We start from the raw sequence: 12,191 nt of genomic DNA, 5'->3' as shown, positions 1-12,191 counted from the left end.
GGCGGCCGTCGGGGCGGGCGTTCCCGGCGCTGCGGTGGGCGCGGCGGCGGCGGCGGGCGGCGCGGGCGTGCCCGGCGCGGCGGTCGGGTCGCCGGCGGGGGTGGACGCGGGAGCGGCGGCGGACGCGGCGCCCGGCAGGTCGGTGGCCGGGGCGGGCCCGGGGATCTGCTCGACGACGGTCGGCGGATCGGCGGGCGCCTCGACCCGGCCGTAGGCGCTGGCCGACGGGCTCGGACCGTCGCCGGTCGTCTCCCAGGGGGCGCGGGGGCGGGCCGCGGCGGGCGCGTCGGCGGCCGGCTCCGCGTCGCCGGAGGACGGGGTGGCGTCCGTGGCGTCGGTGGTCGCGGGGCCCTCGCCCGAAGAAGCGGCGGCGTCGGCGGTCGCGGGCGCGTCGCCGGAGCCGGCAGCGGCCGGGAAGCCAGCGGCGGCCGGGAAGCCAGCGGCGGCCGGGCGGCCCGGATCGGCGTCCGCGGCGTCGGCGGCGGGCGTCTCCCCACCGTCGGTCGCGGCGGCCTCGCCGGCCGGCTCAGCGGGACTCGGCGCGGCCGAACCGGTCGCTCCGGCCTCGCCGGCCGAGGCGCCGGCACCCGACTCGCCGGACCCGGCCCCGGCGGCGGCCCACGGCGATTCGTCGCCGCCGGGCTCGACCGTGCGGTGGACGCGGGTCGGCTCCTCGCTGGCGGCGTCCGGGGACGCGGCGCCGGGGGCGTCGGAGGGCGCGACGGCGGGCTGGACCGTGGTCGGCTGCTCCCCGGACGGATCGGGGGCGGCCGGCGGCTCGTCCCTGCCGCGCCGCGGGATGAAGCGGTCGAACAGGCTGCTCATGAGAGGGCGGACCTGGGGCCGGCGGAAGGGTGCCGGACCGGTCCGCGGCCGCAGTCTAGCGGCGCGGCGCCGATCGTCCGCCACCTCCACCGGCCGGCGCGGCCGGACACGCGGGCTCAGCGGTCGGGCGCGATCGCCCGCCAGGCGTCCAGCAGCCGGCGGGCGTAGACGTCGGTGCCGTGCTCGCGGGCGACCGGAGCGCCGTCGACCCGCGGGTCCTCCGCGGCCAGGTGCGGGGCCAACGCGGCCGCCCACCGCTCGCGGTCCCAGGGCGCGCAGAGGCAGCCCGCGACCCGCCCGACCGTCTCCGCGTGGGCGCCGGTCGGGGTGGCGAGCACCGGCACGTCGCAGGCCAGCGCCTCGACCGCCGCCAGCCCGAAGCCCTCGTGCTCGCTGGGGATCACGACCGCGGTCGCCGCGTTCAGCCACGCCCGCATCGACGACGGCGGCACGCCGCCGAGGGTCCGCAGCGGCAGTCCCACCGTCGCGGCCAGCTCGCGTGCCCGGTCGACCCGCTTGACCCGCCGGTCGGGGCCGTAGGGGAAGAGCAGGAACCGCTCGTCGGGCGCCAGTCCCAACTGCGCACGGGCCGCGACCCGCGGCAACGGCCCGAACCGCTCCAGCGCCAGCCCGACCGGCAGCGACCGCGCCCGGCGGTGGAAGGGCCGCGGCAGCATCGAGCGGAGGTCGTCGGCCGCCAGCCCGATCAGGGCCTGGGTCGGCAGCGCCGCGACGGTGATCCGGCGGCTGCGGGGATGACGCAGGTCGCGGCCGTGGAGCGTGACGCCGCGGCGGCGGGCCCGGACCGCCAGCGCCGGCACGACCGTCAGCCCGAAGTGGGCGTGGACGACGTCGTAGCGGGTCCCGCGGTGGCGCTCGCGGAGCCCACGGACCGCCGCTCCGTAGCCGCCGGGCGGGAACTCGTCCAGGCGCACGTCGACCTCGCCGGTCCGGCGCAGCGCCTCGACCTGGTCGCGGACGAAGCCGCCGCGCTCGGGGTGCTCGGCGTCGGGGGCCATGTTCGACACGACGAGGACGCGCATCTGGCGCTGATTCTGCACGGTCTGCCCCTGGAGTCGTCACAGCGACCTCGCGCACGATCGGTCTCACCGTCCCCTGACCGGAGGAACCCGATGCGCACCACCCTCGCCCCGCCGACCCCGACCCCGACCCCCGCCGAGCCCGCGTCCGCGCCGCCCGGCCTGGCGCTCGCCGCCAGCGTCCACCAGCGGGCGCTGCGGCTGGCCGACCGCCACGGCGAGCGCGGCCAGGGCACGGTCGAGTACGTCGCCCTGGCGATGCTCGTCGCCGCGCTGATGGCCGGCGTCGTGCTGGTCGCCGGCAAGGCCGGCGGCGCCGACATCGCCAACGCGATCGCCCGCAAGATCAAGGGCGCGATCGATGGTGCCGGGAAGCGCTAGCCGCGCCCCGTGCGCCGCCGCTCGCGATCCGCCCTCGGCGACTCCTAGCATGGGCTCCGTGCTCCGCCGAACGCCCGTCGCCCACCGCCCGGACCGGGAGGAGGCGGGTCGCCGGTGAGCCGCGCGCTGCTGCTGGCCACCCGCAACGCCCACAAGGCGGAGGAGTTCGCCGTGATGCTGGCGCCGTGGACCGTCGATCCGCTGCCGGACGCGGTCGAGCTGCCGCCGGAGACGGGCACGACCTTCGCCGAGAACGCCCTCGGCAAGGCCCGGGCCGCCGCCGCGGCGACCGGTCGGCTGGCCTTCGGCGACGACTCCGGGATCACCGCCGACGTGCTCGACGGGGCTCCCGGGGTCCGTTCGGCGCGCTACGCCGGCGAGCACGCGACCGACGCCGAGAACCTCGAGAAGCTGCGCGCGGCGGTGCCGGTCGGCAGCGGGCTGGCCTACGTCTGCGCGATCGCGGTGGTCGATCCGGCCAGCGGGGTCGAGCACGTCGTCGAGGGCCGCTGCCGGGGCACGATGGCCGACGCCCCGCGGGGCACCAACGGGTTCGGCTACGACCCGGTCTTCGTCGCCGCCGACGACCCGGAGGGCCGCACGATGGCCGAGCTGGAGCCGCTCGAGAAGGCGGCGATCTCGCACCGCGGACGGGCCGTCGCCGGGCTGCTGGCGTGGCTGGCCGAGCGGCCGGATCCCCAGTCCTGAAGGGAGATTCCGGCCTATCGCAGGTTGATCGCCGCCGACAGCCCGACCGCCGTCGTGATGCCGGCGTAGCCCATGTAGCCGCTGATCCCCAGCAGCAGGGCGGTGAGGGCGCAGGCGGCGACGACGACCGCCCAGGCGATGCGCTCCAGCGTCATGACCCGACATCCAACCAGGTGCGGCGCGGGCCGGTCCGGCGCGGTCCCCGGGAGCCGCTCCGGCGGCCCCTCGGATCGGTCGCCGGTCCACTCCGCCGGGGCACCCGCAACGCGTTCCGTCCTGTCGGATGGGCACACTGCCGCCGTCCGTCCAGTGCCCACCGGGCGTTGGGCGGTCCGTCACCTCGTCGAATCGCGAGGGGCGAACCGGCGCTTGGGCCGTCCTGGCCCGCTGATAGCGTCCGTTTCCGACCACGGCACGCCCCATAGGAGGAGCGGAAGTGACCACCAAGGCAGAGTTCGTCGATCTCGTCGCTGCGAAGGCGGGGCTCGGCAAGAAGGACGCGCAGGCGGCTGTCGACGCGTTCCTGGAGACCGTCACCGATGCGCTCTCGCGCGGCAGCGACGTCACGTTCTCCGGTTTCGGCAAGTTCTCGGTCACCGAGCGCAGTGCGCGCAAGGGGATCAACCCCGCCACCGGCGAGCAGATCGACATCGCGGCGAAGAAGCTGCCGAAGTTCACCGCGGGTGCCGCGCTGAAGAAGTCGGTCGCCTGACCCCGATCAGTCGACGTCCGTCGGGGAGCACGCTGATGTCGCGTTCCCGGACGGACCCCTCGATGGCGGCCGACGTCCAGCCGGATCCCCCGTTCGGGGACCGGCTGGCGTCCGCTGTCGCCCGCCGCGAATCCGCGGTGGTGGTCGGGCTCGATCCCGACCCGTCCCGGCTCTGGCCGGGCGGCGACCCGCCGTCGAGCGGCGATCCGGACCCGGCCCAGCGGGCCGGGGCCGCCGTCGCCGACCACTGCCGTCGCGTGCTCGACGCGGTGGCTCCCGCCTGCGTCGCGGTCAAGCTCCAGAGCGCGAGCTTCGAGCGACTCGGCGCCGCCGGCCAGCAGGCCCTCGCCGCGACGACCGCCCACGCGGCCTCGCTCGACCTGCTCGTCCTGCTCGACGCCAAGCGCGGCGACATCGACGTCTCCGCCGCCTCCTACGCCCAGGCCGCCTTCGGCGTCACCGACACGCCCTGGGGTCCCGTCGCGGGCCTCGGCGCCGACGCCGTCACCGTCGCCCCCTACATGGGCCGCGACAGCCTGCTGCCCTTCGTGACCGAGGCCGCCGCCCGCGGCCGCGGCACCTTCGTCCTGGTCCGGACCTCGAACCCCGGCGCCGCCGACCTCCAGGAGCAGCCGCTGGCCGACGGCCAGCCGCTCTGGGCCCGCGTCGCCCGGATGGTGGCCGAGCTCGGGGCCGATCCGGCCGCCGGCCCGCGCGGCGCGACGCTCGACCCGGTCGGCGCCGTCGTCGGCGCGACCGCGCCCGAGCGGATCGCCGGCCTCCGCGAGCTGATGCCCCGCACCCCCTTCCTGCTGCCCGGCGTCGGCGCCCAGGGCGGCCGGGTCGAGGACCTGGCCCCGGCCTTCGCCCCCGGGCCGGGCGCGGCGCTGGTGACCGCCTCGCGCTCGATCGTCGGCGCCGGCGCCGCCAGCGGCGAGGACCCGGCGACCGCCGCCCGCCGCGCCGCCGAGGCGCTGCGCGAGACCGGCGCGCACCTGTAGCGTCACGGACGCCGTGCTGACACGCTGTCCGATCGTCGCCGTGCCGTGCGTACGGCCTCCACTCGCGTCGTCTGGCGGCCCCGACGCCTATCCTGATCGGCGATGCCGCCGCGCACTCCCTTCCGCTTCATCGCGCCGGGCGCCCTCGTGGCGATCGTCGTCGCGGTGCTGCTCGTGGTCGGGAGCGGCGGGAGCGAGAGCGCCCCGCAGCGCGGCGACACCCGCCCCGCGGCCGAGAAGCGCGAGCGGGGCCCCAAGCGCACCTGGTACCGCGTCCGCTCGGGGGACAGCCTGAGCGCGATCGCCCAGAAGCACGGCATCTCGGTCGACCGGCTGATCGAGCTGAACCCCGAGATCGACCCCCAGGCGATCCGGGCCGGCCAGCGCGTGCGCCTGCGCCGCTGAGCCGCCGCCGCTCGGCCCCGCGCTTCCTCCTCCCCGCCCGACCCCTGCCCGTGATCGTCCGCCGTTCCTCCCCCCGCGCCCTCCGCCGTCGCGCCGCCGCGCCGCCGGCGACGCTGCTCGCCGTGCTCGTCGCGCTATTCGCGGGGACCCCGGCGCGGGCCGCCGACGACCCGCCGCGGATCCAGGCGCCGGCCGCGATCGCGGTCGAGGTCACGACCGGCGACGTCGTCTTCGCCCGCCGCGCCGACGAGACCCGCGCGATCGCCTCGACGACCAAGCTGATGACCGCGCTGCTGGTCTTCGAGGACGGCGCGACCGACCGCCGGATGCCGATCCCCGCCTACGACGGGTCGCCGGCCGAGTCGCTGGCGCACCTGCACCCCGGCGACCGGATGACCGTCTCCGACGTCCTCACCGGCCTGCTGCTGCCGTCGGGCAACGACGCCGCGGTCGCCCTCGCCCGCTTCGTCGGCGGCTCGGTCCCGCGGTTCGTCGAGCGGATGAACGAGCGCGCCCGCGAGCTGAAGCTGAAGGCCCGCTTCCGCAACCCGATCGGGCTCGACGCGCCCGGCCACCGGGCCAGCCCCGCCGACCTGGTCAAGCTGACCCTGCTGCTGCGCCGCTACCCCGAGTTCCGCCGGATCGTCGACCGTCGCTCGGCGCGCCTGACCTCGGCCTCGCCGCCGATCACCGTCGTCAACCGCAACCGGCTGGTCCAGGGCGTCCCGTGGGTCGACGGGGTCAAGACCGGCCACACGCGCAAGGCCGGCTACGCGCTGGTCGGCTCCGGCCGCCGCAACGGCGTCTCGGTGATCACGGTCGTCCTCGGCGATCCCTCGGAGGACGCCCGCGACGCCGACAGCCTGGCGCTGCTGCGCTACGCGATCGGCCGCTACCACCGCGTCACGCCGCTGCGCAAGGGGGCGGTCGTCGGCAAGCTGCCGCTGCGCTACCGCGACCAGCAGGTCGAGATCGTCGCCGCCGACGCGGTTCGCCGGATCGCGCGCCGCGACGAGCGGCTGCGGACCCGCGTCCTGGGGCTGCCGAGCGACGTCGAGGGGCCGCTGCCGGCCGGCAGCCGGCTGGGCACGATCGAGGTCCTCCAGCGCGGCCGGGTCGTCGCCCGGATCCCCGCCGTCACCCGCACCGCGGTCGCCCAGGCGTCGGTCTGGCAGCGGGCCGACGACGAGCTGGGCCGGCCGCTGGTCCAGTTCCTGCTGGTGCTGGCCGTGCTCTGCGCCGGCGCGCTGGTCTGGCTGCTGCGGCGCTCGCGCGGGACCCACGGCGCGGCCGACGGAGCGGTCTCGTGACGATCGCCCACGAGCGGCAGCGCGCCACGAAGGCGGGTAGCGTGGAGGATCGATCATGATCATCACGGTCACGCTCAACGCCGCGATCGACCGGTCGCTCGTCGTCCCCAACATCCGCCTCGGGCACCGTCACCGGGCCGTCGAGCAGACCACGCTCGCCGGTGGTAAGGGCGTCAACGTGGCGCGGACGCTGAAGACGCTCGGCCAGCCGGTGATCGCGACCGGGTTCGCCGGCGGCGCGACCGGGACCCGGATCGTCGAGCAGCTGACGCGCGAGTCGATCCTCAACGACTTCGTGCGGATCAACGACGAGTCGCGCACCAACACCGCCGTTTTCGACCCGACCAGCGGGATCCAGACCGAGATCAACGAGAAGGGCCCGCGGGTCGACGAGCGGGAGCTGGAGCTGTTCCGCGACAAGCTGCTCTACCTGGCCCGCGGCGCCGACGTGGTCGTGATGGCCGGCTCGCTGCCCCGCAACGTGCCGGAGAGCGTCTACGGCGACCTGGTCAAGGAGCTGCACCGGATCGGCGTCCGCGTCTACGCCGACACCGACGGCGAGCCGCTGCGCCACGTCCTCAAGGCCGAGGTCGACGCGGTGACCCCGAACCAGCTCGAGGCGGAGGAGGTCGTCGGCCACGAGTTCACCGGCGACGAGGACCGGGCGCTGGCGATCGGCGAGCTGCTCGACCACGGCGTCCGCGAGGCGGTGATGACGCTCCAGGACGGCTGCGTCGCGGGCCTGCGGAGCGACGGCAACGGCAACCAGCACGCGGTGCGGCTGCTGCGGGCCCGGATCGAGCCGCGCGAGACGGTCGCCCGGATCGGCTCCGGCGACGCCTTCCTGGCCGGCCTCGTCGCCGCCCGCTACGAGCGGCGGTCGGACGAGGAGGTGCTCCGCTTCGCCGTCGCCTGCGGCGCCGACGCGACCCAGCGGCTGGGCGCCGGCCTGGTCGATCCGCGGCAGGCCGAGCGGCTGGTCCACGAGGTCGAGATCGAGCCGATCGACCTGGCCGACGGCGACGACTGAGTCGCCCGTCGCGGCCGCCGCCGGCCCCGCACGACGCGCCGCGCGCCGCTGCGCGATCCTTCACGGCATGGAGATCGAGATCGGGCGGGGCAAGAAGGCCCGCCGCGCCTACGGCTTCGACGAGATCACGATCGTCCCCTCGCGCCGCACGCGCAACCCGGACGAGGTCGACGTCTCCTGGAAGCTCGGCCCCTACCGCTTCGAGCTGCCGCTGGTCGCGTCGCCGATGGACGCCGCGATCTCGCCGACCACGGCGAAGGCGATCGGCCGCCTCGGCGGGCTCGCCGTGCTCGACCTCGAGGGCCTCTGGACCCGCCACGAGGACGCCGAGGACCAGCTCGCCCAGCTGGCGAACCTGGAGGGCCCGGCCGCCGTCGCCCGCCTCCGCGAGCTGCACGCCGCGCCGATCGTCCCCGAGCTGATCGAGCAGCGGATCCGCGAGATCAAGTCCGAGCCGGGCGTCGTCGTCGCCGGCTCGCTGACGCCGCAGCGCGTCACCCGCCACTACGAGACCGCGCTCGAGGCCGGCCTCGACGTGCTGGCGATCCTCGGCACCGTGGTCAGCGCCGAGCACGTCGCCGAGCGCTCCGACGCCGAGGTCCTGAACCTGAAGGAGTTCATCGCCCAGGTGCCGGTGCCGGTCGTCGTCGGCGGCTGCTCCAGCTACCACACCGGTCTCCACCTGATGCGGACCGGCGCCGCCGGCGTGCTGGTCGGGGTCGGCGCCGGCCGCGGCTCGACCGTCCGCCGGGTGCTCGGCGTCGGCCTGCCGCAGGCGACCGCGATCGCCGACGTCGCCGGTGCCCGATCGACCCACGTGCTGGAGACCGGCGAGTACGTCCAGGTGATCGCCGACGGCGGGATGCGGACCGGTGGCGACCTGGCGAAGGCGATCGCCTGCGGCGCCGACGCGGTGATGCTCGGCGCCCCGCTGGCCCGCGCCGAGGAGGCCCCCGGTCGCGGCTGGCACTGGACGCCGGCCGCCGCCCACCGCGACCTGCCGCGCGGCGACCGGGTCCGGGTCGGCACCGTCGCCCCGCTCGAGCAGGTGCTGCTCGGGCCGGCCGTCGACGGCGCCGGGACCAGCAACCTGATCGGGGCGCTGCGGCGCTCGATGGCCACCTGCGGGTCGCTCGACCTGGCCGAGTTCAACCGCGCGCAGATCGCGGTCGCCCCGGCCCGCGAGGGCGCTCAGCCGCCCCTCGACGGGCCGCCGGCCGGGTCCTGAGCGCGGGCGCGACGGCCCCGAGCGGCGGGGGCTGCGATCCTTTCCGATTCCCCTCGCCTCGCCACCACGACCGAACGCGCCCGTGACCGACACCCCCACCGCCCCCGAGACGCCCCTCTCGACGCGCAGCGACGTCGACGAGGTCGTCGTCCTGGACTTCGGCGGCCAGTACAGCCAGCTGATCGCCCGTCGCGTCCGCGAGTGCGGCGTCTTCAGCGAGCTGCTGCCGCACCACGTCGGCGCGGCCGAGGTCCGGCGGCGGAAGCCGAAGGGCGTGATCCTCTCCGGCGGGCCGGCCTCGGTCTACGCCGACGGCGCTCCGCCGCTCGATCCGGAGCTGCTCCAGCTCGGGGTCCCGGTGCTGGGCATCTGCTACGGCATGCAGCTGCTGGCGCGCGACCTCGGCGGCCGGGTCGAGTCGGCCGAGGTCGGCGAGTACGGCCGCTCCCAGCTGACGGTCCACGAGCACGGCACGCTGCTCGACGGCCAGCCCGACGAGCAGCCGGTCTGGATGAGCCACCGCGACACGATCTACGCCCCGCCGACGGGCGCGGTCGCGCTGGCCAGCTCGACCAGCAGCCCGGTCGCCGCCTTCGAGGACCTCGACCGCGGCATCTACGGGATCCAGTACCACCCCGAGGTGGTCCACACCCCGTACGGCCAGCAGACGCTGGAGACCTTCCTGCGCGACGTCTGCCAGTGCGCGATGGACTGGTCGGCGGCGAACATCGCCGAGGAGCAGATCCGCCTGATCCGCCAGCAGATCGGCGACGGCAAGGTGATCTGCGCGCTCTCCGGCGGCGTCGACAGCTCGGTCGCGGCGCTGCTCGTCCACCAGGCCGTCGGCGACCAGCTGACCTGCGTCTACGTCGACCACGGCCTGATGCGCAAGAACGAGAGCGAGCAGGTCGAGAAGATGTTCGGCGAGCACTTCCAGGTGCCGCTGGTCGTCGTCGACGCCAAGGACCGCTTCCTCGAGCGGCTGCGGGGCGTGACCGAGCCCGAGGCCAAGCGCAAGGCGATCGGCAACGAGTTCATCCGGATCTTCGAGGAGGAGGCGCTGCGGCTGGCCGTGGGCGACGGCGGCACCGAGGGCGCCCGCTTCCTGGTCCAGGGCACGCTCTACTCGGACGTGATCGAGTCCGGCGGCGGCACCGGCGCCGCCACGATCAAGAGCCACCACAACGTCGGTGGCCTGCCCGACGACCTGACCTTCGAGCTGGTCGAGCCGCTGCGGGCGCTGTTCAAGGACGAGGTCCGCGCGGTCGGGACCGAGATCGGCCTGCCCGAGCGGATGGTCTGGCGGCAGCCGTTCCCCGGCCCCGGCCTCGGGATCCGGATCGTCGGCGGCGAGGTCACCGAGGAGAAGCTCGACCTGCTGCGCGAGTGCGACGCGATCCTCCAGGAGGAGGTCCGGTCGGCCGGCCTCTACCGCGAGCTGTGGCAGAGCTTCTGCGTCCTGCCCGACGTCCGCACGGTCGGCGTCCAGGGCGACGAGCGGACCTACGGCTACGTGGTGGCGATCCGCGCCGTCACCTCCGACGACGCGATGACCGCCGACTGGGCGCGGCTGCCGTACGACCTGCTGGACCGGATCGCGACCCGGATGGTCGGCGAGGTCCGCCAGGTCAACCGGGTGGTGCTGGACATCACCAGCAAGCCCCCGGGCACCATCGAGTGGGAGTGACCGCGCGGTGAGCGGGGGCGGGGCGACGGCGCCGCGCCGCGGCCCGCGCGCCCTCGCCTACCTGGCCGGCGGCGCGGCGACGACGATCGCCCAGGCCGGCGACCGGCTGCCGCTGGAGCGCGTGCCGCTGGCGGTCGGCGGCTGCCTGCTGGCCTGCGCGCTGCTCTGCGGCCGCCGCGACGGGCCCTGGGGCGCCGCGCTGGTCGTGGTCGGGGTCGGCCTCGGCGCGCTGGCGGCCGACCGCGGCTGGACGGCCGGGATCGAGCTGTCGACGACGGCCGGCGCGGCCTTCGGCGGCGGGATCGGCCTGCTGGCGGTGCTGCTGCTCGACCGGCGGCTGGCGATCGGGGTCCCCGGGACGGTGCTGGCGATCGCGGCGACGATCGCCGTCCTCCGCTGGCGCGACGAGCTGCCGGCGCTCGGCCGGCCGGCGACCTGGGGCGTCTGGCTGCTGCTGCTGGGAGCGGTCAACCTGCTGCTCTGGGCGCGCGATCGCGAGCTGGGATCGGCCGGGCCGCGTCGGTGACCCGGGGTTCGCTACCATCGTTCGCCGCTGCGCGCCGTCCTGGCCTGCGCACGACCAGAAGAGAACCCGTGAAGACCTACGTCGCCAACTCCGAGACTCGCGAGCGCGCCTGGTACGTCGTCGACGCCGACGGCAAGACCCTGGGCCGCCTCGCCACCCAGATCGCCGAGCAGCTGCGCGGCAAGAACAAGCCGGAGTACACGCCGCACGTGGACACGGGCGACTTCGTCGTGATCGTGAACGCCGAGAAGATCCAGGTCACCGGCAACAAGCGCACCGACAAGCTCTACCACCGGCACTCGGGCTACCCCGGCGGTCTCTCCACGCGGACCTTCGAGGAGCAGCTGGAGAAGCGGCCGGAGGAGATCATCCGCAAGGCCGTCAAGGGCATGATGCCCAAGAACCGCCTGGCCCGGAAGCAGCTGACGAAGCTGAAGATCTACGCCGGTCCGGACCATCCGCACGTGGCGCAGAAGCCGCAGTCCCTGGAGATCACCACCTGATGGCCGACGACGCCGTGAACCCCGAGGAGACGCCGGAGGAGACTCCGGCGACCGAGCAGCCGCAGGCCCCCGAGGCCGCGGCCGCCGAGCCGGCGCCGGCCGAGGAGCCCGCCGCCGAGCACGTGGCCGAGGAGGCACCCGCCGAGGACGCGTCCGCCGAGGAGGCCGCCGCGGAGCCGGCCGCCGAGGAGGCGCCCGCCGCGGAGGAGGCCGACGAGGCCGAGGCCGAGGACGAGACCCCGCGCGTCAAGCCGGCGATCCCCGGTGCCGACCTCGAGGTCGACATCGTGATCGAGGGCCAGGCCCGCGACCAGCAGGACGAGTTCGGCTACTACGTCGACGGCGAGGGCGAGTCCGGCGACGGCGAGGGCGCGGAGGGCGACGAGGTCGCCGCCGACGAGCCGATCGCCGACGTCACCATCGACCTGACCGCCGGCGCGCGCTACACCGCGACCGGCAAGCGCAAGTCGGCCGTCGCCCGCGTGATCCTGTCGCCGGGCACCGGCAAGTACGACATCGGGGGCAAGGACCTCGAGACGTACTTCCCGCGCGAGGTCCTGCAGCGGACGATCCGCCAGGCCCTCGAGGTCGTCGGTTACGACACCCAGCTCGACGTGACCGCCCGGATCCACGGCGGCGGCGTCAGCGCCCAGGCCGGTGCGCTCCGTCACGGCATCTCGCGTGCGCTGATCGTGGCCCAGCCCGGTCTCCGCGGCGAGCTCAAGAAGCGCGGCTTCCTGACGCGTGACTCGCGCGTCAAGGAGCGCAAGAAGGCCGGCCTCAAGAAGGCCCGCAAGCGCCCGCAGTTCAGCAAGCGCTAGTCGCGCTGCTGCCG

Annotated in this window: 14 protein-coding genes and 1 pseudogene; 12 read left to right on the top strand and 3 right to left on the bottom strand. The window is 75.7% G+C overall.

Features of this window, described 5'->3' with window-relative positions:
- Together SH587_RS15275 and SH587_RS15270 are read right to left on the bottom strand one after the other, a co-directional pair.
- Positions 1-825 (bottom strand): annotated as a pseudogene (locus SH587_RS15275) (hypothetical protein); the annotation flags it as partial.
- A gap of 116 nt (positions 826-941) precedes the next feature.
- Positions 942-1,868, bottom strand: coding sequence for a glycosyltransferase (locus SH587_RS15270; RefSeq protein ID WP_320671492.1), 927 nt, complete (start codon positions 1,866-1,868; stop codon positions 942-944).
- A gap of 90 nt (positions 1,869-1,958) precedes the next feature.
- On the opposite strand from SH587_RS15270, the gene SH587_RS15265 reads away from it, so the two are divergent.
- Both SH587_RS15265 and SH587_RS15260 read left to right on the top strand, forming a co-directional pair.
- A complete protein-coding gene (locus SH587_RS15265; protein ID WP_320671491.1) occupies positions 1,959-2,246 on the top strand; it encodes a hypothetical protein in 288 nt (95 codons plus the stop codon).
- 114 nt (positions 2,247-2,360) lie between these two features.
- On the top strand, positions 2,361-2,954 hold the full coding sequence (locus SH587_RS15260) for a non-canonical purine NTP pyrophosphatase (RefSeq protein ID WP_320671490.1): 594 nt from the start codon (positions 2,361-2,363) through the stop codon (positions 2,952-2,954).
- A 14-nt stretch (positions 2,955-2,968) separates the two neighbouring features.
- Here SH587_RS15260 and SH587_RS15255 read toward each other — a convergent pair whose 3' ends face one another.
- Positions 2,969-3,109: a hypothetical protein gene (locus SH587_RS15255; protein ID WP_320671489.1), complete on the bottom strand. Its 141-nt coding sequence runs from the start codon at positions 3,107-3,109 to the stop codon at positions 2,969-2,971.
- A gap of 266 nt (positions 3,110-3,375) precedes the next feature.
- Here SH587_RS15255 and SH587_RS15250 point away from each other — a divergent pair, with 266 nt between their 5' ends.
- The 10 genes from SH587_RS15250 (at position 3,376) to rpsI (ending at position 12,177) form a co-directional block, all read left to right on the top strand.
- A complete protein-coding gene (locus SH587_RS15250; protein ID WP_511042454.1) occupies positions 3,376-3,666 on the top strand; it encodes an HU family DNA-binding protein in 291 nt (96 codons plus the stop codon).
- Between the two features lie 35 nt (positions 3,667-3,701).
- The gene (gene pyrF / locus SH587_RS15245; protein ID WP_320671487.1) at positions 3,702-4,667 is read left to right on the top strand and encodes an orotidine-5'-phosphate decarboxylase; all 966 of its coding nucleotides are present in this window, start codon (positions 3,702-3,704) and stop codon (positions 4,665-4,667) included.
- 102 nt (positions 4,668-4,769) lie between these two features.
- Positions 4,770-5,072: a LysM peptidoglycan-binding domain-containing protein gene (locus SH587_RS15240; protein ID WP_320671486.1), complete on the top strand. Its 303-nt coding sequence runs from the start codon at positions 4,770-4,772 to the stop codon at positions 5,070-5,072.
- A 122-nt stretch (positions 5,073-5,194) separates the two neighbouring features.
- On the top strand, positions 5,195-6,382 hold the full coding sequence (locus tag SH587_RS15235; RefSeq protein ID WP_320671485.1) for a D-alanyl-D-alanine carboxypeptidase family protein: 1,188 nt from the start codon (positions 5,195-5,197) through the stop codon (positions 6,380-6,382).
- 55 nt (positions 6,383-6,437) lie between these two features.
- On the top strand, positions 6,438-7,412 hold the full coding sequence (locus SH587_RS15230; protein WP_320671484.1) for a 1-phosphofructokinase family hexose kinase: 975 nt from the start codon (positions 6,438-6,440) through the stop codon (positions 7,410-7,412).
- Positions 7,413-7,479: 67 nt separating this feature from the next.
- On the top strand, positions 7,480-8,640 hold the full coding sequence (locus tag SH587_RS15225; protein ID WP_320671483.1) for a GuaB3 family IMP dehydrogenase-related protein: 1,161 nt from the start codon (positions 7,480-7,482) through the stop codon (positions 8,638-8,640).
- A gap of 82 nt (positions 8,641-8,722) precedes the next feature.
- Positions 8,723-10,327: a glutamine-hydrolyzing GMP synthase gene (gene guaA, locus SH587_RS15220; protein ID WP_320671482.1), complete on the top strand. Its 1,605-nt coding sequence runs from the start codon at positions 8,723-8,725 to the stop codon at positions 10,325-10,327.
- Between the two features lie 7 nt (positions 10,328-10,334).
- Positions 10,335-10,853 (top strand): hypothetical protein, encoded by a 519-nt coding sequence (locus SH587_RS15215; protein WP_320671481.1) that lies wholly within the window; start codon positions 10,335-10,337, stop codon positions 10,851-10,853.
- A 68-nt stretch (positions 10,854-10,921) separates the two neighbouring features.
- The gene (gene rplM, locus SH587_RS15210; RefSeq protein WP_320671480.1) at positions 10,922-11,356 is read left to right on the top strand and encodes a 50S ribosomal protein L13; all 435 of its coding nucleotides are present in this window, start codon (positions 10,922-10,924) and stop codon (positions 11,354-11,356) included.
- The gene (gene rpsI / locus SH587_RS24665; RefSeq protein ID WP_375341771.1) at positions 11,356-12,177 is read left to right on the top strand and encodes a 30S ribosomal protein S9; all 822 of its coding nucleotides are present in this window, start codon (positions 11,356-11,358) and stop codon (positions 12,175-12,177) included. Before rplM ends, rpsI begins: the two co-directional genes overlap by 1 nt.
- Positions 12,178-12,191: the final 14 nt, after the last annotated feature.

The sequence above is a fragment of the Patulibacter defluvii genome (assembly GCF_034096925.1).
GTDB classification, from domain to species: domain Bacteria; phylum Actinomycetota; class Thermoleophilia; order Solirubrobacterales; family Solirubrobacteraceae; genus Patulibacter; species Patulibacter defluvii.
This window is presented reverse-complemented; position numbering and strand designations above follow the sequence as displayed.